We start from the raw sequence: 18,926 nt of genomic DNA on the forward strand, positions 1-18,926 counted from the left end.
AAGGAGCGTTGCAAGTGGATAACCGGGTGAACTTCCACCAATCCTTAGACAACCTGCAGCAGGATCTTCTCACGATGGGGATTCAAGTGGAACATCTGATTCATCAGGCGGTGGAATCGCTGTCGAAGCTCGATGAGAACCTCGCGATTCAAACGATCAAGCAGGATGACGCGATCGACGAAATGACGGCGAAGATCGAGGAAGATTCCATGCGGCTGATAGCCCTGCAGCAGCCGATGGCCAGCGATCTCCGGGTCATCTCCATGGCGCTGAAGATCGCCACGGACCTCGAGCGCATCGCGGATCATGCTGTGGATATCGCGAAGATCACAATCCGGCTGAACGGCCAGGAGCTGGTGAAGCCGCTCGAGGACATCCCGCGGATGGCGCAGATGACCCAGGCGATGCTTCGCGAGAGCCTTCTGGCTTACACCGAGCGCAACGTTCACCGGGCGGCATCGCTCGCCGAGAAGGACGACGAGATCGACAAGCTGTACGGGGTCGTGGTCAACGATGTCATCGCCCTGATGGGGGATGACCTGGCCCGCAACCGCCAGCTGTCGCAGCTGATGCTTGCCGCGCATTTCCTCGAGCGGGTGGCCGACCACTCGACGAATATCGGGGAAGGGGTCATCTTCATGGTGACCGGCAAGCGCAAAGATCTGAATGTCTGATCTTAAGTAACACACGGGAATACACGGCATAAGAAGGACAAAGCCTGCAATGCTCTCCGGAGCATGCAGGCTTTGTTTCGTTCTCGTCAGAGCAGATTCGGAAGCCTCAGGGGAACAAGTCGGTGAGCTGGCCGAGCTCCCGGATCAGGACGACCCGGCGCTTGCCGAGCCGCTGTTCGGAGACCGTCCGCGCCCCTGCCGCGGTTGGATGGACCCCGGGATTCAGCCAGACGGCGTCCATCCCGGCCTTGACCGCTCCGCAGACATCATGCTTCCAGGAGTTGCCGACCATGACGGCCTGCCGGGGCGGGACGCCGAGCGCCTGAAGCGCCGAGCGGAATAGGGAAGAGGCCGGTTTCTTCTCGGCGGGCCTGGATGCGGTGAAGATCCGCTCCTCGGGGAAGTAGCCGGTGAGGCCGAAGCGCCCGAGCATCAGCAGCACCTCGCTGCGGGGGCTGTTCGAGATGATCGCAAGCCGGTGGGTCTGCGACAGCTTCTCGAGGATCTCGGGGGTGCGGGGCATGAGCGTCTTCGCACCGACCTGCTGGCGCCGCAGCTCTTCCATGAAACTGCGGGCGAGGCCGGTGGAGATAGGGACGCCGAGCTCCAGCAGCGCTTCCCGCAGGCACTGCTGCTGCAGCTCATCGAGCTGCTTGAAGGTGGTCCGCGCTTTCTTGCGCTGCTGCCACCGGGTGATATAGGCCGCCCAGAGGGTCTCCTGGCTTGGTGTTTGTTCCTGCAGCCAACGGGCGGTATAGTCCTGCCATACCCCCCGGAAGCTTTGTTCGAAGCTCAATCCCTGCTGTACGAGCGTTTGGTTGACGTCGAAGCATACCGCCGTTTTGCCGTTCATGCGCGCTGCTTCTTTCATGAGTCCCTCCGATCTTCGCTTGCCCGGAAGCGACTTCGTTCCACTTCCCCCGGTAAAGCCAGGAGGCTTGCAGGGGAAGTCTTTTTCCTATGTTTATGCGGCGGGAACGGCGGTCACCCCATGGACCGGCACGATCCGCGATGTTTTTTTATTGCGCCGTCCTATGCTATCATGTAAGGAGCAGAGTTAGATGAATGGGGTGCTTCTTTTGTCCAAATTGGTGCTGATCGACGGCAACAACATAGCGTACCGCGCGTTTTTTGCGCTGCCGCTGCTTAGCAATTCGAAGGGACTGCATACCAATGCGATCCTTGGTTTTACACAGATGCTGCTGAGGCTCATCCAAGAAGAGAAACCGACGCATTTTCTCGTGGCGTTCGACGCAGGGAAGGCGACGTTCCGACATAGCAATTATGCCGATTACAAGGGCGGCCGGGAGAAGACGCCGGGGGAGCTCTCCGAGCAGTTCCCTGTATTGAAAGAACTGCTGGAGAGCTTCGGGATCAAGCAGTTCCAGCTCGAGGGCTATGAAGCGGACGATATTATCGGGACGCTGACCCGCATTGCCGATGAGAAGAACGATATGGACGTTCTCGTCGTGACCGGGGACAAGGATATGCTGCAGCTTGCCTCCGACCGCGTCTCGATCGCGCTCTCCCGCAAGGGCATCTCCGAAGTGGAGCTGCATGATCCGGCTTATATCGGGGAGAAGTACGGCCTGAAGCCGCTTCAGATCATCGATCTCAAAGGGCTCATGGGCGACGCCTCCGACAACATTCCGGGGATTCCGGGGGTAGGGGAGAAGACGGCGCTGAAGCTCCTTCATGAATACGGCTCGCTCGAGAATGTGCTCGAGAACGCTTCTTCCATCAAAGGAAAGCTTGGCGAGAAGGTGGCCGCGCATGTGGAGGATGCGAAGATGAGCAAGGATCTCGCGACGATCTACCGCGAAGTGCCGCTGGAGATGACGTGGGACGAGCTTGCTTACAGCGGCTATGACGATGATGCGCTGGCAGAGAAGCTGCGGAAGCTGGAGTTCAAGCAAATCCTGGAGCGGCTTGGTCTGTCCGGTGCCGGACTGGCGGCCGAAGGTGAAGGCGCACAGGCGGCCGTGGCGGTGGAATCGGTTCTCGTGGGACCGGATCAGGTGAACGCGCTGGTTCAGGCGCTGCCCCGCGTGAAGGCGCTGCATGTCGAGGTTATCGGAGAGAATCCCCACGTCGGCGAAGTGCTGGGAGCGGCCTTCCTGGTGGAGGGCGAGCCGGACGGGGAGGAGGAAGCGGCCCCGACGGCATACTATGTGCCGTTCTCTCTCCTGAAGGACGAGGCCGCCGCCGAAGTAAGAGCCTGGCTGGAGTCGGAGGACAAGTCCGTCTCGATCTACGATGTCCACAAGGCGTCCGTCGCCTTGTCCTGGCAGGGCGTAGAGCTGAGAGGCGTGAGCTTCGACGTGCTGCTTGCCGGGTACCTGCTCGACCCGACGGATACGACTCTGACCCTGAGCGGCTTGACGTCCCGTTACGGCATGCCCGCGCTGAAGAGCGACGAGGACGTCTTCGGCAAGGGCGCGAAGTTCAAGCTGCCGAGCGACGGAGCCGTCAGCGACTTCCTGTGCGACAAGGCGGCTGCGGTGTACCGCTTGACAGCGAAGCTGCAGGAGGAGCTGGAGAAGAGCGAGATGCAGAAGCTTTTCCACGAGCTGGAGCTGCCGCTGGCCACCGTGCTGGCGAACATGGAGCGCAAGGGCATCAAGGTCGATGTCGAAGAGCTCAAGGCCTACGGGGCCGAGCTCTCCGGCCGGCTGGAGAGCATTATGGCGGCGATCTACGACTCGGCCGGCATGGAGTTCAACATCAATTCGCCGAAGCAGCTCGGTGAGGTGCTCTTCGAGAAGCTGCAGCTGCCGGTAGTCAAGAAGACGAAGACCGGATATTCGACCGATGCCGAGGTGCTCGAGAAGCTGGAGCCGTTCCACCCGGTGGTCGGCCATATCCTGAACTACCGCACGCTGTCCAAGCTCCAGTCGACCTACGTCGAAGGGCTGCTTAAGGAGGTGCGGCAGGATACGGGCAAGGTGCACACCTACTACCGGCAGACGATCGCGGCTACGGGACGCCTCAGCTCCCAGTACCCGAACCTGCAGAATATCCCGATCCGGCTGGAGGAAGGCCGCAAGATCCGTAAGGTCTTCGTGCCTTCCCAGCCGGGCTGGCGCATCCTGACGGCGGACTACTCCCAGATCGAGCTGCGCGTGCTTGCCCACATCTCGCAGGATGAACGGCTGATGGAAGCCTTCCGCGAGGATATGGACGTGCACACGAAGACGGCGATGGACGTGTTCGGCGTGTCCGAGGACGCGGTGGATGCCAACATGCGCCGCCAAGCCAAGGCGGTTAACTTTGGGATCGTCTACGGCATCAGCGACTATGGCTTGTCCCAGAACCTGAATATCACCCGGAAGGATGCGGGGAGGTTCATCGAGCAGTATTTTGCCGTGTTCGGCGGGGTACGCAAATATATGGATGATATCGTGAAAAAGGCGCGCGACGACGGCTACGTGACGACGCTGCTCCAGCGGCGCAGGTATCTGCCGGAGATCAAGGCGTCGAACTTCAATCTCCGCTCCTTCGCGGAGCGTACGGCCATGAATACGCCGATCCAGGGAACGGCCGCGGATATCATCAAGCTGGCGATGGTCCAGCTGGAAGAACGCATGGAGCGCGAAGGCGTCAAGAGCCGGCTGCTGCTCCAGGTGCATGACGAACTTGTACTCGAGGTGCCGGAGGAAGAGCTCGAGACCATGAAGGCCATGGTCGCCGATGTGATGGAGAATGCCCTGAAGCTCGATGTGCCGCTGAAGGTCGACGTGGACTCCGGGGAGAACTGGTACGAGGCGAAGTAACAGGGAGGGAAAGACAGCATGCCGGAACTGCCGGAGGTAGAAACGGTCCGCAGGACGCTGAACGTCCTCGTGGCCGGCAAGACGATCGAGCGGGTGTCGGTACACCTGGCGCGGATTATCCAGCACCCGGATGACATCGAGACGTTCAAGGCTCTTCTTGAAGGCGAGACGATTCAGGAGGTGGAGCGCAGGGGCAAATTCCTGCGCATCCATACGGACCGCTTCACGCTCGTCTCCCATCTGCGGATGGAAGGACGCTACGGGGTTTATGAAGCGGATGACCCTTTGGAGCTGCATACGCATGTCGTGTTTCATTTTACGGACGGCACGGAGCTCCGGTATAAGGATGTGCGCCAGTTCGGCACGATGCATATCTACGAACGGGGGCGGGACCTGGAGGAGAAGCCGCTGAAGAAGCTGGGGCTCGAGCCTCTGGACGAGGCGTTCACCTTCGAAGCGTTCCGCAGCCGGATCGCCGGCCGGAAGACGAAGATCAAGCCGCTGCTGCTCAATCAGGAATATATCGTCGGAATCGGGAATATTTATGTGGATGAATCCCTCTTCCTGGCAGGCATTCACCCTGAGCGGGAAGCGGACACGCTGACGAAAGCGGAGATGATTCGGCTCCACCAGGCCATCATCCAGACGCTTACCGATGCGGTGGAGGCCGGCGGGTCGTCCATCAAGTCGTTCGTCAACGGCCAGGGGGAGATGGGTATGTTCCAGCACAGCTTCCGCGTGTACGGCCGCAAGAACCGAACCGTGCCCGAACTGCGGACACGCCATCGAGAAGACGGTGGTCGGAGGCCGCGGCACGCATACGTGTCCGAAGTGCCAGAAGATGAAACGCATGCGCAGTTAGCGTATAAGCCAGGCAGGCCCCGCGGGGAATGCACACCCCGCCCAGGACTCCCATATAGTAAGGGTGAGACGTCCTAATGCTGCTCGGGCTTGATATTCTACAGCCCCTCAGGCGTCATTCAACCCTTGAGGGAGGATTACGATATGCTGCCTGGTATCTCACTGCTGCTGCTTGCACTGGCCGTTTCTTTGGACGGTTTCGGGGTCGGCGTCACCTACGGCCTGCGCCGGATCCGCATTCCTCTTCTGTCGATCGTTATTATAGCAGCCTGCTCCGGAGGCATCATCTATGCTTCGATGGGGCTCGGCGTTCTGCTCCGGGGCTTCCTGAACCCGTCAGGGGCAAAGCTGATCGGAGCGCTGATCATGATCGGAATCGGCATCTGGGCGCTGGTGCAGATGATGACACAGCGTGACGAAGAGGATCCGGGTTCCGGCGAGGAGAAGCCTGCGGTTTCCGCGGCGGGAACGCCCGTATCGGCGAGGGAGATTCTGTACATCGAGCTCAAGCGGTTCGGCCTTGTGATCCAGATTCTGCGGACGCCGCAGGCGGCGGATGTGGACCGTTCCGGCAACATCTCCGCCTATGAGGCCACCCTGCTCGGCGTGGCGCTGTCGCTGGATGCCTTCGGGGCGGGGGTGGGAGCTGCGCTGCTCGGATTCACGCCTTGGCTTACGGCGGCGGTGATTGCCCTGGCCAGCGGGACCTTCCTGGCCATCGGACTGCGGATCGGATACCGGTACGCCGGCCTGCCGTGGATCCGCAAACTTGCGGTGCTGCCCGGATTTGTTTTGATTGTGATGGGCATCATGAAATTGTTGTAGCACTACTTCATACTTCTTACACATAGGGGAATGCGCATGAATATCGGATTAACCGGGGGGATCGCCTGCGGAAAAAGTACAGTAGCCGACATGCTCGTCCGCCGGGGTGCACTGCTCGTCGATGCGGACCGGATTGCCCGGGAGGTCGTCATGCCCGGCACTCCGGTACTCGCCCAGGTGATCGCGCGCTTCGGTGAGGATCTGCTGCTGCCGGACGGCTCGCTGCACCGCAAGAAGCTTGGCGAGCGCGTCTTCGGCAATCCGGAGGCGCTGAAGGATCTCGAAGGGCTGCTGCATCCGCCCATCCGGGCGGCGATGCGGGAGCGGATGCGGACCCTTGAGGCGCAGCATCCGGACAAGCTGGTCGTCGTGGACGTGCCGCTGCTGTACGAGTCGGGGCTTCAGGAGCAGTATGAGCAGGTCATGGTCGTATATGTGCCCAGGGCCGTTCAGCTCCAGCGTCTGATGAAGCGCGACGGTATCGATGAAGAGGCTGCAGTCCGCAGGCTGCAGGCCCAGTGGGATATCGAGGAGAAGCGGCGTCTGGCCGATGTCCTCATTGACAATTCCGGCACGCTGGAAGAGACGGAGCTGCAGGTGCAGCGGTTCTGGGATGAGAGGGGACTCTCATGACCTTTTGGCGAAAAAAGAGGGTGTTTGCCCTCCTGCTGATCACCTTTGTCCTCTTCTTGTTTCTCAGCAGTTCGCGGATGCTCTATCCGATCCGCTATCAGGAGGAAATACGCCAAAATGCAGCCAAATATGAACTCGATCCTTATCTGATTGCCGCCGTCATCCGGGTGGAGTCGAACTACAAGGTGGACGAGCAGTCCAACAAGGGCGCCTACGGGCTGATGCAGCTCATGCCCGATACGTCAGGGTGGATCATCGATAAGGCCGAACTGCCGGAAGGCTACAAGAACCGTCTCGTCGAACCCCAGATCAGCATCGAGCTGGGCGCGTGGTACCTGAGCTGGATGAGGAAGCAGTTCGCCGGCAACATGGTAGCCGTTGTGGCCGGCTATAATGCCGGCCACGGCAAAGTCAGCCGGTGGCTCGAGGAGAAGGAATGGGACGGCACGATGGAAGGTGTGGAGAACATTCCATACGGCGAGACCCGGCACTATGTACAGAGGGTGCTGTATTATTATCACAAATACCAGAAGCTGTATGGCGAAGGGTGAGGTAAGATGCTTCCTTAACGGATGCAGGCCCTCCTGCCGCTTCCGGGAATAAGGAAAGGAGTACCGGACAAGGCTTCCCGGGAAGCGTCCGATACTCCTTGCTTATTCTTTAAAACGTGTTATTATTTGAATTGACCGGCAAGCGACTGCTCAGCGATTTGTACCAGGCGGCGAGTAATGTGACCACCGATAGCACCAGTATCACGAGTAGCCATGTTACCGTAGTAACCGTCTTGCGGAATGGCGATACCCAGTTCCTGAGCTACTTCGTATTTCAGTTGATCCAACGCTGCGTTTGCTTGAGGCACTACCAATACATTGCTGCTGCGGGATTGTCCTGCACCCATGTCTGTTCACCTCCTTGTCGTTGGTAACACTATTATGCGGCGGTTGCCCGAAGTTCATGAGCGGAAGCTTGTGGTAATTATCCGAAAGGAAGCTATGCGATGAAATGCCCTTATTGTGACTACATCGGCACCAAGGTGCTGGATTCGCGGGCTGCGAACGAGAACAAATCCATACGGCGCCGCAGGGAATGCGAGAAGTGCCAGAAGCGCTTCACGACATTCGAGATGGTGGAAGAGACGCCGTTGATCGTTATTAAGAAGGACGGATCCCGTGAGGAGTTCTCCCGGGAGAAGATGCTGCGGGGCCTCATCCGTGCCTGCGAGAAGCGTCCCGTATCGCTCGAGAGGCTGGAGATGATCGTCTCCGAGGTCGAGAAGCAGGTGCGCAACACGGCCCATGCCGAAGTCGACAGCCGCGAGATCGGGGAGATCGTGATGACCGAGTTGTACCCGGTCGATGAGGTGGCGTACATCCGGTTCGCCTCGGTATACCGGCAGTTCAAGGACATCAATATGTTCATGAAGGAGCTCAATGAGCTGCTCTCCAAGCACCAAGTTGGCGGCGATAACTTGAAGTAAGGTATGGCCCGAAAAAAGAATCGAAAGATTGTTGACAAGCTTTGACCCTGTGTGGTATTATCATTCTTGTCGCCACGGACGAAGCGAGTGAGCGAGCAAGATACACGGGGCCTTAGCTCAGCTGGGAGAGCGCATCGCTGGCAGCGATGAGGTCAGGGGTTCGATCCCCCTAGGCTCCATAACCAAGAAGCACCGACCTTTGATGGTCGGTGCTTTTTTATTTGTAAGAAGGCGAGAATCAAGAGGATGAGCGTCAGGTTATACTTTAGTCATGGGATTTCGTTTGTGTTCTTGCTGCGGGTTGGCCGGGTGAGGTCTACTCGCCCCGAATTTGGTGCCACATGGTCACCATATCGATCCAGCCGCGATGCTCGGTAATCCTTCCGTCTACAACACGATATCGACGGTACAGAGTGACATCTATCCGCCTGCCCTGCGGCGCGGTTCCGAAGAAGATGCCTTGATGTGTGCCTTTCACTGTCATTCTTACGAGTACGATATCGCCTTGCCCCATCATCTCTTCTATGGTGTATCGTTTATCGGGGAAGGCCTCCAGGATCGTCGCTGCGAATTTCTTCAGGCCATCCTTGGATTGGTACGAGAGCTCCTGATAATCGGTTGCCAGAAAACGGTCCACACACTCGAATTCACTCCGGTTCCAAAATGCTTCAATAAATGTACGGACCGTTTCTACGTTTCGCTCTTCCATCGTTTTCATGTTAGACAGCTCCTTTCGCAATTTGAGGTAATAGCGTGCCTGTGTCGAACCAGCTCCAGTGTTCGGTGATGGTTCCGTCCGTAACACGGAATTCGCGGAACTGCGTTGCCTTTACGGTACGGCCTGTAGGAGCATGGCCTGCAAAATGGCCGGAATGCACAGCCGTCATGGCAATTCTCGCGATGACCTTCTCTCCATCAGCCAGAATCTCCTCCACGGAATAACGCCGGTCCGTGAATGCCTCCGCGATGTGCGGCACAAAGAGTTGACCGGTTTTCTCCAACAGGCCTTGATTTGAAGGCTCCTCGATAAAGGCTGCCACCGTTTCGGCATTTTTTTGTTCCCTGGTTTTCATTGCAAATCGCTCCTTCTATAGATTTTCTGTGATAATTATGTTACCAAAAGGTAACGTATTGACGAAAAAAAAGATCCCGCACGATTAGTTGACTGCCGCGGGGGCTGCCTTAAGCTTCCCGGTCAGCACCACGAAGCTGTGGACGGCATCCTGAACACTTTGGCGCATCCCCTCGTCCGATAGGGAGCCGTCGGGACCAAAGGCAGGGGAGCCGGCTCCGATCGAAATCCATTCCGGGCAGTTGATCCCATGCAAATTGCGGACAATCGACTGCAGGTGCGAGAGCGAGCTAACTCCGAGCGGACCGCCCGCCGAGCTTACGGATAGCACGGCCTTGCCCGCAACCTGGCCTGCGGTGATGTAATCCAACGCGTTTTTGAGTGTGCCTGACAGGGAACCATGGTATTCGGGGGTCGCCAGGATCAATCCATCCCCATCGGCAATGGCTTCCAATAGAAGTTGAGCGTTCGGATGAAGCTCCAGGTTGTCGGGTGAAAAAAGCGGCAGCGGCAGCTCGGATAAATCGACAAACCTGACCGAAATCTGACGGGCTTTCAAGAGGCGCTCGATAGATCTGAGAAGGCATGTGCTGGCTGCATTGGTCCGGTTGCTTCCTGCAATCAGGGTTACGTTCATGTTCGGCATCACCTTTCCATTTCAAATTGGCTGAGGGATCTGCGTGCCGCCGGCTGACAAACCGATCCGTGTGTGTTAACATGTGACTATAAAGTCACTTGTGATGTTTTTATAATACGTTACCAATTGGTAACGTGTCAAGGGCCGCAAAGCCGTTTTTTTCGAACTCGTGCAGAAGGAGGGATTTCGATTGGAAAACGACATATTCAAGGCGCTCGCGGATCCCAGCCGCCGGAAGCTCTTGGATCTGCTTCATGCCTCAGACGGGCGGACGCTGAACGATCTCTGCGCGCCGCTGGATATGTCCAGATTCGGCGTCATGAAGCATCTGAATCTGCTGGAAGAAGCCGGGCTCATCACCACGAGGAAAGCAGGGCGCGAAAAGCTGCATTATCTCAATGCGGTGCCCATACGTCAAATTTATGAGAGATGGGTGAGCAAGTACGCCGAGCCATGGGCAATCGGCCTAACCTCTCTTCAAAACGAACTGGAGCGTGAAACGCATATGGACAGCAGCCCCCGGCAGGTAAACCGGATAGCGATTAAAGCAAAGCCTGAACAAGTATGGCAGGCCCTCACCGATCCGGCCAAAACTTCGAAGTTCTGGTTCAACTGCGCCATCCGGTCGACCTGGGAAATCGACTCTCCGTTCGAACTATGGAATGGGGAAGAGAAGAAGGCGGAGGGGATCCTACTCGAGATGGATCCCCCGAATAAGCTAGTGATGAGCTGGAGATTCATTTCGTTTCCCGGAACGGAGAGCGACACCCCTTCGCGCATTACGTGGGAGATCGCAGCGCATCCCGACCTTCACGGCGTGACCCTCGTCACCGTTGTGCACGATGAATTCGGGCAGGCGGCAAGCACCGCTAAGATTCTTGAAAACGGGCTGCCGATGGTTCTTTCCGGTATGAAGACGCTGCTCGAAACCGGGGAGATGCTCGCCGGCAATGAAGGCAGCGCCATTGAATAGCAGCCTCCGTGTCATGCAGCGGCCCCGCCGCAAAGAAACTCTTCCAACCCGGCCACGCTGACCCAGGCGTGGTTTTTTCGTTAGGGTTATTAAAAGACAGTATATTGACTTATTTTCATTTCTTTGGTACTCTTTATATAGACAATATCATGTCTAAAAGAAAGGTGCTGAGGGTTATTTTGGATGCGTACCGGGAATTGTTTTTGATGCAGCAGACGTATGCCACTTTGTTCTCGCTTGCCAATAAGATCCAGATCAAGGGAGATGCTTACTTACAGCGCTTGACCTCCAGGCAGTATATGACGATGGTGGCTATTGCCCATTTGCAGCAGGATGAAACGACACTTAACAATATCGCCCGAAAATTAGGAACCACCAAACAGAGCGTCAAGCAGATCGTCGAGATCCTGGAGAAGAAGGGATACCTTCGGATCACGCCGAGCCTGAAGGACAAACGCGCAGTCAACGTGCAGATTACAGTGTCAGGCCGACAAGTTATGGTGGAAGCGGCCGAAAAAGGAATCTATTTTTTCGCCGATCTGTTTGCGGAGTTTTCAACGGAAGAACTGGAGCAATTGTGGGTCTTGCTTAAGAAAATGTACCGGTTTGACGGTGAAACTCAGGATGGATTCGAAGAGAAAGGCAAACTGGAGCCCGTTGACAATCAAGAGGAACTGGAATCCAGGGTGTTAAAGGAATTCGCAAGACGAAGAAAACAATCCCAAAGCGGGGTGGGCCAATGAAAAAGAGGATTGGCAAGAGGCCTATTTGTCTTGAAGAATATGTTCCGATTAATGGGATCAGTCAATTCCTGTACCACTTGGGAACCCGCCGCGATAATCCCGTTATGCTGTTTTTGCACGGAGGTCCCGGCTCGGTCGAATCTTTGTTCACCAGAACTTTCCAGGATAAGTGGGAGGAGATCTACACCGTTGTACATTGGGATCAGCGCGGAGCAGGGAAGACACTGGCCAGGCATCCGGATCAGTTTCCTACGATGGATGTGCTGCTCCAGGATTTGTATGAAGTCGTTCAATACTTGAAAGCCAAATACAGTAAGCGGCAGCTTGTGATTCTAGGCCATTCATGGGGGAGCGTTCTGGGTTCCTTGTTCATTCGAAAGCATCCCGAAGACGCAGCCTACTATGTCGGTGTCGGGCAGGTTGTGAATATGCTCGAAAATGAGAGGGTCGGATATCAAAAAGTCAAAGAAGCGATTGTGCTGTCCGGTGATCGGAGATCGTTAAAACAGCTGGAGTCCATCGGTGAATATCCCGGGGAAAACATCGTGTTTAACCGCGAGTTTCTGAAAAAGTGCGGAAAGGTCCGAAAGCTTCAGGGAAAATATAATTTGGCGGTAAAGATCGGTATCGGGATTTGGTTCACCGTATTCCAGAGCCCGATCTTCCGGTTCTCCGATATTACCTCGTTTCTCAACCTGGCCAAGGCAAATGCCTATCTTCATCAATTTCTAGGGAGCTTCAATCTCCGGGAAGAACCGGCAGTGTATCAAGTTCCCATCTATTATATTTTGGGGGGAAATGATTGGCAGGCCCCCTTTGTCATCGCACAACAATATTTCGAAGAAATCGCAGCCCCAAGAAAAGGGATCGTCATCCTTCCGGATGCCGGGCATATGACTATGATGGATCAGCCGGACTCATTCTATGATGCATTGCGGAATATCAGCCGGATGGAAGAAAGTAATGCATAAAGCGGGTGCTTCGGGCTTAAATTTGAACCTATTAGCCACACCATTGAAGGTGTGGTTTTTTGGTATGGCTCAAGCGCCGTTCTGCGAAGTCTTGTTTGACAAACTGGGAAATGCTGGTGTAAGATTTTTTTATTCCGACTGTACAGTATAAAAAGATTGAGGTCAGGTGAATCATGCCCAAAGTAGGAATGGAACCGAAGCGCCGCGCAGAGGTCATCAACGCCACGCTAACCTGCATCAGCCTGCACGGCATCGACGGCATGACGCTCGATAAGGTAGCCGAATATGCGGACTGCTCCAAGGGAGTCGTCACCTATTATTACAAGAATAAAGATCATTTGACGATCGAAGCTTTCAAGGCCTTTATGGCTTATTATGGACTTAAGATCGAGTCGGAACTACGAAGCACCATGACTGCCGGAGAAATGATCGGCGTAACGATGGATCACATCCTGCCGCCATACCGGGATGATGCAGACCGGAAAATCAATGTTTCGCAGCTGGACGGCATGGAGAACATGTATATCCCGTTTGAAGATCAGGCAAGGCTTTTCCTGCAGTTTTTCTCCAAAGCCGCGATCGACCCCAAGCTCCAGGAAGTCGTGTCGGAGAGCTATCAGGCCGACCTCAAGGGAATTACCCGGATTATGGACTACGGCCGGATGACGGGGCATATGGCTGTAGAAGATTCCCAGAGTGCCGCCTATGGACTGCTGGCGATGGTGGTGGGTCTCAGCTTCTTCCGGGTGGCGAAGATTCCGCCGGTCCATGGAGAAGATAACCGGTACATCGGCGAAGATTATGTTCGAAGGCTAACCTCTTCCCAGCGGTCAAGCGGGTAGGTCGTAGTGTCTTTAGTCGAAGCCTAGCGGAACTTAATGTTGAGTGAGGATATATCGTTTTTGGCCTTTGTGCGAAGTGGGGCGGAACGCAAAACGATATACCCGAACGAGGAGTGGGCATTTTGAAAATAAAAAAAGTAGAAACAGGCGGACATCCGATTGCCGTTGTCAGCGGGAGCGAGATTCTGATCGAGGATGTGCAGGCAGCGCTGGATTTGATGGCAACCGTTCGTTATGAAACGGACAGTGACCGGCTCGTCATTTACAAGTCGCTGCTCAGCGAGAGCTTCTTTGATCTGAAAACCCGCCTGGCCGGCGAAATTCTCCAGAAGTTCGTCAACTATCATGTGAAGGCTGCCATTGTTGGTGATTTCTCAGGCTACACGAGCCGGAGCCTGCGGGATTTCATCTATGAATCGAACAACGGAAACGATATCTTCTTCCTGGCGACCGAAGAGCAGGCCATCGAGAAGTTAAGCAGGTTGAAGTAGTGGAAACGGGAGGAGTACAGGTGTCTAACGCACAGCTGCGTACAGGTGAGTATCCCATGGTGTACATTCCCGCAGGGGAAGTGCAGCTCAGGGACGATCGCATCAAGACCGCATGGACGGTTCCGGTGGATTCATTTTGGCTCGCCCCGGTTCCAGTGACAAGGGCATTCTATGATTCTATCGTCCCGCCAAAGAAGACCGTCGCAGCTCTTGAAGACGCGCTTGTTCCGGCTGCGGATGTCTCATGGCTGGAGGCCGTCTTATGCTGCAATCTGCTGTCCCGGCAGTCGGGCCTTCAGGAATGCTACTCGCTTACCAGCGATGGGGAGAGCGTTCTCTGGGACCGGGGGGCGGATGGCTACCGTCTGCCTACCGAAGCGGAATGGCAGTATGCGTGTAAAGCGGGATCCGCCGGGTACCGGTACGGGGAGCTGGAGGAGATCGCCTGGTATCAGGAGAACTCCGGGGGCCGGGCCCGGGAAGTGGGACAAAAGCGGCCGAATGCATGGGGACTCTACGATATGCTGGGCAATGTGTGGGAATGGTGCTGGGATGTGTACGATGCCAAAGTCTATGGTTCCTACCGGGTGTTCCGCGGCGGAAGCTGGGCCGAGGAGGCCAGGGGCTGCGGGGCGACGTGCAGGCGCCGAAGTCACCCTACGTTTCGGATTGATGATCTCGGCTTTCGTCTCGCCAGGTCAATAGATGAATAGGAGGCTGTTGGAATCCTGATGAAACCACGTATCTCTGTACTCACCTTAGGAGTCGATGATTTGGAAAGATCGCTGACTTTCTACCGGGACGGGCTGGGCCTGCCGACGCAAGGAATCATAGGGAACGAATTCGAGCATGGGGCAGTGGCTTTTTTTGACTTGCAGGCGGGTGTGAAGCTCGCCATCTGGAATCGCAGGGATCTGGCCCACGAGGCGAAGGTGCCTTTGGCACCGCGAAGCTCCTCCGAATTTACGATAGGTCACAATGTCGGGAGCAAGGAAGAAGTGGATCGAATCATGGGGCTGGCTCAAGCGGCAGGAGCTGAAATAACGGATCCTGCGCATGATGCGTTCTGGGGAGGGTATTCCGGACACTTCCTGGACCCGGACGGGCATTTGTGGGAAATTGTCTGGAATCCGGATTGGGATCTGCAGGATTGAGCTTTGGTAAGCAGCGGCGATGATACATCCCAAATTCGAATGCATGCCGCGGCTGACGGCGCGGAAATGGAGGTACCGATGACTGTACCGATCCTCTCGACGAAATGGTTCATTCCTCCGCCGCGTCCCCAGCGGGTGCTTCGTTCCCGTCTGATCGCGCGGCTGAACGAAGGGCTGCACCGGAAGCTGACTCTGGTCGCGGCTCCGGCGGGCAGCGGCAAGACGACGCTGGTCAGCGAATGGGCCTCCGCCTGCGGCCGGCCGGCGGCGTGGCTGTCCCTGGACGAAGGGGAGAATGATCCGGCACGCTTCCTGGCCTACCTCACCGCTGCGGTGCAGACGGTAGAGGCGAAGCTCGGCGAGGGCGTGCTGCAGGCGCTCCGCTCTCCGCAGCCGCCGCCCATCGAATCGCTGCTGACGATCTGGTTGAATGACATTGCCGCAGCGGCCGACCCGTTACTCCTCGTGCTTGACGACTACCATGCGATCCATGCCAAGCCGGCGACCGATCTGCTCGCCTTCCTGCTGGATCACCTGCCGCCGCAGATGCACCTGGTCCTCGCGACCCGGGAGATACCGGACCTGCCGCTTTCTCGTCTGCGCGTCCGGGACCAGATCACGGAGCTGCAGGCGGCTGATCTGCGGTTTACGCTCACCGAAGCCGGCGACCTGCTCAACCGGGTCATGGGGCTGAGCCTCTCATCAGCCGACATTGCCGGGCTGGAAGCCCGCACCGAAGGCTGGGCGGCCGGCCTGCAGCTGGCCGGGATCTCGCTGCAGGGACAGCAGGACGCCGCCGGCTTCATTCAATCCTTCACGGGCAGTCACCGCTATATCCTTGACTACCTGGTGGAAGAGGTTCTGCACAGGCAGCCCGAAGAGACCCAGGCTTTTCTGCTGCGTACTTCCATCCTGGACCGGATGTGCGGCCCGCTCTGTGACGCCGTGATGCGGGGGGCTGCCGGAGAATCCCACGCGACTGCCGTCTCCGGGCAGGAAACGCTGGAGAGGCTCGAGCGGGCCAACCTGTTCCTCGTCCCGCTGGATCAGGAAAGGCGGTGGTACCGCTATCACCATCTCTTCGCGGAGCTTCTGCGGGAGCGGCTGCAGCGAAGCTTGGGGGTATTTGCAGGCAGCGGCGCAGACAAGGCGGCGGCTGAGCTTCACATCCGGGCCAGCGCATGGTATGAAGCCGAAGGGCTGGAGCTGGAAGCGCTGCAGCATGCGGCTGCCGCTCATGACGTAGATCGTGCCGCCCGCCTGGTCGAGGGCAGGGGGATGCCCCTGCTGTTCCGCGGGGGGGCGGCACCGGTCATCCAGTGGCTCGATTCCCTCCCGCCGGAGGAGCTCGACCCTAGGCCCTCGCTCTGGGTGATTTACGCTTCAGCCGATCTGCTGACGGGCCGCATATCCGGTGTGGAGCCGAAGCTCCAGGCGGCCGAGCGGGCCCTCCGGGGCGCGGAGCAGGACGGCCGTACCCGGGATCTCATCGGGCATATCGCCTCCATCCGCGCCGCCCTGGCGGTCAGCCGGCATCAGGGAGATATCGTCCTGGCGCAGTCGCTCCGTGCGCTTGAATACCTGCACGAGGACAATCTGCCGGTCCGTACGGCTTCCGCCTGGACGCTCGGCTGTGCTTACCAGCTTCAGGGGAACCGCACCGCGGCAGCCGAAGCTTACACCGAAGCCTTGTCCGTCTCCCGGAGGATCGGGCATGTCACGATTACCGTCATGGCAGCCCTCGGCCTGGGGTTGATCCAGGAAGCGGACAATCGGCTGGACGCGGCGGCTGAGACGTACCGTCAGGTGCTGGTATGGGCGGGAGACCCGCCGCTGCCGTCGGCCTGCGAAGCCCATCTGGGTCTGGCACGAATCTCGTACCAGCGCAATGACCTGGAGGCCGCGGAGGCGCACGCCGGGCAGGCGATCCGCCTGGCACGCATGCTCCAGCAGACGGACAGAGCCGTGGCCGGCGAGGTCTTCCTGGCCGGCTTGATGCTGGCACGGGGGGAGTGAGCGCTGCGGCAGCCATTCTGGCTCAGGCGGAGGGCGAGGCCCGCGAACTCCAATTCGGGAGTCAGCTTCCCTCGATTGCCGGGGCACAGGTGAGGGTGCTGCTGCAGCAGGGCCGGGCGGAGGCGGCCGCCGAGCTCGCGCGGAAGCACGGGCTGCCTCTCTCTGAGGCCCGGGTTCATCTGGCGCAGGGAGATCCTGCCGCCGCCCTGTCGGTGGTGGAACCGCTGAGGGAGAAGGCGGAGGCGGAGGGCCTGGCGGATGAGCGGCTGAAGGCCATGCTCCTGCAGGCGGCTGCCCTCTATGCCTGCGGACAGGAGGCCAAGGCCCTCCGGCTGCTTGCCGAAGTGCTGACGGCAGCTGTGCCGGCGGGCTTCATCCGGCTTTTTGTGGATGAGGGCGCCCCAGTACAGAGGCTGCTGTCCAAGGCTGCAGCTCAAGGTGTACTGCCGGCATATACAGGCCGGCTGCTGGAGGCGTTCCAGCCGGAGGAGCGCGGAGAAAGAACGGCGCCGGCACCGCTCCACCCCGACGAGCGGCTGATCGAACCCTTGAGCGAGAGGGAGCTCGAAGTGCTGCAGCTCATTGCCCAGGGACTCTCCAATCAGGAGATCGGCGAGCGTTTGTTCCTCGCACTCAGTACCGTGAAGGGGCATAACCGCCATATTTTTGACAAGCTGGGGGTCCAAAGACGAACGGAAGCGGTGGCCCGCGCCCGCAGGCTGGGGCTGGTCCAGAGCTGACTCCTCTCGGAGGAATCGCGGCAGTACCCCAAAACAAAACCATACTTAAGTATCTATCCTCCGCTGCCGGTTCGAGGCTATACTCATTGCATATCTCCGCCTGAGGAGGAAGCTCATGAAAGCGATGGTATGCACACAATACGGATCCCCCGATGTGCTGGAGCTGCGGGAGGTTGCCAAGCCGGCGCCCAAGGCCAAGGAACTGCTCGTCAGAATCCATGCGGCCGCCGTAACGTCCGGAGATATCCGGGTCCGCACCTTCAACAGCCCGCTGCTGATGTGGATCCCGATGCGGCTTGTGTTAGGCCTCACCAGGCCAAGAAATCCGATCCTTGGGGTGGAGCTGGCGGGAGTCGTGGAAGCGGTAGGCAAAGAGGTGACGCGCTTCAAGCCGGGGGACCGCGTCTTTGCTTTAACCGGGATGAGATTCGGTGGCTACGCGGAGTACACCTGCCTGCGGGAGGACAGCCGGGTAGCTTTACAACCGGACAATGTGACCCATGAGGATGCCGCGGCCATTTTGTTCGGGGGCACGACGGCACTGCATTTTTTCCGGAAAGGGAACCTGCGGAGCGGACATAAGGTGCTGATCTACGGCGCATCCGGGGCGGTGGGGACGTCCGCGGTACAGCTGGCGAAGCACTTCGGAGCCGAAGTGACCGCCGTATGCAGTGCAGCGGGGGCGGAGCTCGTAAAGTCCCTGGGGGCCGAGAGGTGGATTGACTATACCCGGGATGATTTCACGGAGAGACCGGAGCGCTATGATATCATCTTCGATGCCGTAGGCAAGCTTCCCAAATCGAAGAGCCTGCGGGCGCTTGCCTCGGGCGGGAGCTACTTGACCGTAGACGGCCAAGGCATTGCGAAGGAGCGCCAGGAGGATGTCCTGCTGCTCAAAGAGCTTACGGAACAGGGCCGCATCCGGGCGGTCATCGACAGACGGTATACGCTGAAGGACATTCCCGAGGCCCACAGGTATGTGGAATCCGGGCGCAAGAAAGGCAATGTCATTGTTACGATCTAGACGAAGTGAGGCTGGTCCGG

At 57.9% G+C, this 18,926-nt stretch carries 20 protein-coding genes, 1 tRNA gene and 2 pseudogenes; 18 read left to right on the plus strand and 5 right to left on the minus strand.

Going from position 1 to position 18,926, the window contains the following annotated elements:
* Positions 1-14 precede the first annotated feature (14 nt).
* Positions 15-674, plus strand: a complete 660-nt coding sequence (gene phoU / locus PM3016_RS08270) for a phosphate signaling complex protein PhoU (RefSeq protein ID WP_013915025.1) — start codon at positions 15-17, stop codon at positions 672-674.
* A gap of 106 nt (positions 675-780) precedes the next feature.
* Here the strand turns inward: phoU and PM3016_RS08275 are convergent, their stop codons facing one another.
* On the minus strand, positions 781-1,545 hold the full coding sequence (locus PM3016_RS08275; RefSeq protein WP_014369099.1) for an HAD family hydrolase: 765 nt from the start codon (positions 1,543-1,545) through the stop codon (positions 781-783).
* Between the two features lie 190 nt (positions 1,546-1,735).
* Between PM3016_RS08275 and polA the strand changes: the two genes are divergently transcribed.
* The 5 genes and pseudogenes from polA to PM3016_RS08300 all read left to right on the plus strand — a co-directional run bounded on the left by polA (position 1,736) and on the right by PM3016_RS08300 (position 7,317).
* Positions 1,736-4,447, plus strand: a complete 2,712-nt coding sequence (polA, locus tag PM3016_RS08280; protein WP_014369100.1) for a DNA polymerase I — start codon at positions 1,736-1,738, stop codon at positions 4,445-4,447.
* Positions 4,448-4,465: 18 nt separating this feature from the next.
* Positions 4,466-5,309 (plus strand): annotated as a pseudogene (gene mutM, locus PM3016_RS08285) (DNA-formamidopyrimidine glycosylase).
* A 143-nt stretch (positions 5,310-5,452) separates the two neighbouring features.
* Positions 5,453-6,133, plus strand: a complete 681-nt coding sequence (gene ytaF, locus PM3016_RS08290) for a sporulation membrane protein YtaF (protein WP_013915029.1) — start codon at positions 5,453-5,455, stop codon at positions 6,131-6,133.
* A gap of 36 nt (positions 6,134-6,169) precedes the next feature.
* A complete protein-coding gene (coaE, locus tag PM3016_RS08295) occupies positions 6,170-6,766 on the plus strand; it encodes a dephospho-CoA kinase (protein ID WP_013915030.1) in 597 nt (198 codons plus the stop codon).
* A complete protein-coding gene (locus PM3016_RS08300) occupies positions 6,763-7,317 on the plus strand; it encodes a lytic transglycosylase domain-containing protein (protein WP_014369102.1) in 555 nt (184 codons plus the stop codon). Before coaE ends, PM3016_RS08300 begins: the two co-directional genes overlap by 4 nt.
* 122 nt (positions 7,318-7,439) lie before the next feature.
* Here PM3016_RS08300 and PM3016_RS08305 read toward each other — a convergent pair whose 3' ends face one another.
* Positions 7,440-7,664 (minus strand): alpha/beta-type small acid-soluble spore protein, encoded by a 225-nt coding sequence (locus PM3016_RS08305; RefSeq protein ID WP_014369103.1) that lies wholly within the window; start codon positions 7,662-7,664, stop codon positions 7,440-7,442.
* Positions 7,665-7,763: 99 nt separating this feature from the next.
* Here PM3016_RS08305 and nrdR point away from each other — a divergent pair, with 99 nt between their 5' ends.
* Both nrdR and PM3016_RS08315 read left to right on the plus strand, forming a co-directional pair.
* Positions 7,764-8,243, plus strand: coding sequence for a transcriptional regulator NrdR (nrdR, locus tag PM3016_RS08310; protein WP_013915032.1), 480 nt, complete (start codon positions 7,764-7,766; stop codon positions 8,241-8,243).
* Positions 8,244-8,349: 106 nt separating this feature from the next.
* Positions 8,350-8,422: transfer RNA gene (locus tag PM3016_RS08315), tRNA-Ala, on the plus strand.
* 137 nt (positions 8,423-8,559) lie between these two features.
* Here PM3016_RS08315 and PM3016_RS08320 read toward each other — a convergent pair.
* The 3 genes from PM3016_RS08320 to PM3016_RS08330 form a co-directional block, all read right to left on the minus strand.
* On the minus strand, positions 8,560-8,961 hold the full coding sequence (locus PM3016_RS08320) for an ester cyclase (RefSeq protein ID WP_014369104.1): 402 nt from the start codon (positions 8,959-8,961) through the stop codon (positions 8,560-8,562).
* A 1-nt stretch (position 8,962) separates the two neighbouring features.
* Positions 8,963-9,316: an ester cyclase gene (locus PM3016_RS08325; RefSeq protein ID WP_014369105.1), complete on the minus strand. Its 354-nt coding sequence runs from the start codon at positions 9,314-9,316 to the stop codon at positions 8,963-8,965.
* Between the two features lie 84 nt (positions 9,317-9,400).
* The gene (locus tag PM3016_RS08330; protein ID WP_014369106.1) at positions 9,401-9,961 is read right to left on the minus strand and encodes an NADPH-dependent FMN reductase; all 561 of its coding nucleotides are present in this window, start codon (positions 9,959-9,961) and stop codon (positions 9,401-9,403) included.
* Positions 9,962-10,142: 181 nt separating this feature from the next.
* Between PM3016_RS08330 and PM3016_RS08335 the strand changes: the two genes are divergently transcribed.
* The 10 genes and pseudogenes from PM3016_RS08335 (at position 10,143) to PM3016_RS08375 (ending at position 18,906) form a co-directional block, all read left to right on the plus strand.
* Positions 10,143-10,925 (plus strand): ArsR/SmtB family transcription factor, encoded by a 783-nt coding sequence (locus PM3016_RS08335; protein ID WP_014369107.1) that lies wholly within the window; start codon positions 10,143-10,145, stop codon positions 10,923-10,925.
* A 149-nt stretch (positions 10,926-11,074) separates the two neighbouring features.
* Positions 11,075-11,668, plus strand: a complete 594-nt coding sequence (locus PM3016_RS08340) for a MarR family winged helix-turn-helix transcriptional regulator (RefSeq protein WP_413783329.1) — start codon at positions 11,075-11,077, stop codon at positions 11,666-11,668.
* Positions 11,665-12,639: an alpha/beta fold hydrolase gene (locus PM3016_RS08345; protein WP_013915038.1), complete on the plus strand. Its 975-nt coding sequence runs from the start codon at positions 11,665-11,667 to the stop codon at positions 12,637-12,639. The genes PM3016_RS08340 and PM3016_RS08345 overlap by 4 nt, the downstream gene beginning before the upstream one ends.
* Positions 12,640-12,812: 173 nt before the next feature.
* A complete protein-coding gene (locus tag PM3016_RS08350) occupies positions 12,813-13,481 on the plus strand; it encodes a TetR/AcrR family transcriptional regulator (protein ID WP_014369109.1) in 669 nt (222 codons plus the stop codon).
* A 122-nt stretch (positions 13,482-13,603) separates the two neighbouring features.
* Entirely contained in the window at positions 13,604-13,972 is a 369-nt protein-coding gene (locus tag PM3016_RS08355; RefSeq protein ID WP_013915040.1) for a DUF4180 domain-containing protein, read from the plus strand.
* Positions 13,973-14,028: 56 nt separating this feature from the next.
* Positions 14,029-14,685 (plus strand): formylglycine-generating enzyme family protein, encoded by a 657-nt coding sequence (locus PM3016_RS08360; protein ID WP_013915041.1) that lies wholly within the window; start codon positions 14,029-14,031, stop codon positions 14,683-14,685.
* Positions 14,686-14,703: 18 nt separating this feature from the next.
* The gene (locus tag PM3016_RS08365) at positions 14,704-15,126 is read left to right on the plus strand and encodes a VOC family protein (RefSeq protein WP_014649961.1); all 423 of its coding nucleotides are present in this window, start codon (positions 14,704-14,706) and stop codon (positions 15,124-15,126) included.
* 78 nt (positions 15,127-15,204) lie between these two features.
* Positions 15,205-17,516 (plus strand): annotated as a pseudogene (locus PM3016_RS08370) (winged helix-turn-helix domain-containing protein); the annotation flags it as partial.
* Between the two features lie 195 nt (positions 17,517-17,711).
* A complete protein-coding gene (locus tag PM3016_RS41555) occupies positions 17,712-17,882 on the plus strand; it encodes a response regulator transcription factor (protein ID WP_476638827.1) in 171 nt (56 codons plus the stop codon).
* 115 nt (positions 17,883-17,997) lie between these two features.
* Positions 17,998-18,906 carry an NAD(P)-dependent alcohol dehydrogenase gene (locus PM3016_RS08375; RefSeq protein WP_013915044.1) on the plus strand — a complete coding sequence of 303 codons (909 nt, stop codon included), beginning with the start codon at positions 17,998-18,000 and terminating at the stop codon, positions 18,904-18,906.
* The last annotated feature ends 20 nt before the right edge of the window (positions 18,907-18,926 follow it).

Origin of the sequence: Paenibacillus mucilaginosus 3016 (assembly GCF_000250655.1) — a bacterium.
Classification (GTDB): Bacteria; Bacillota; Bacilli; order Paenibacillales; family NBRC-103111; genus Paenibacillus_G; species Paenibacillus_G mucilaginosus.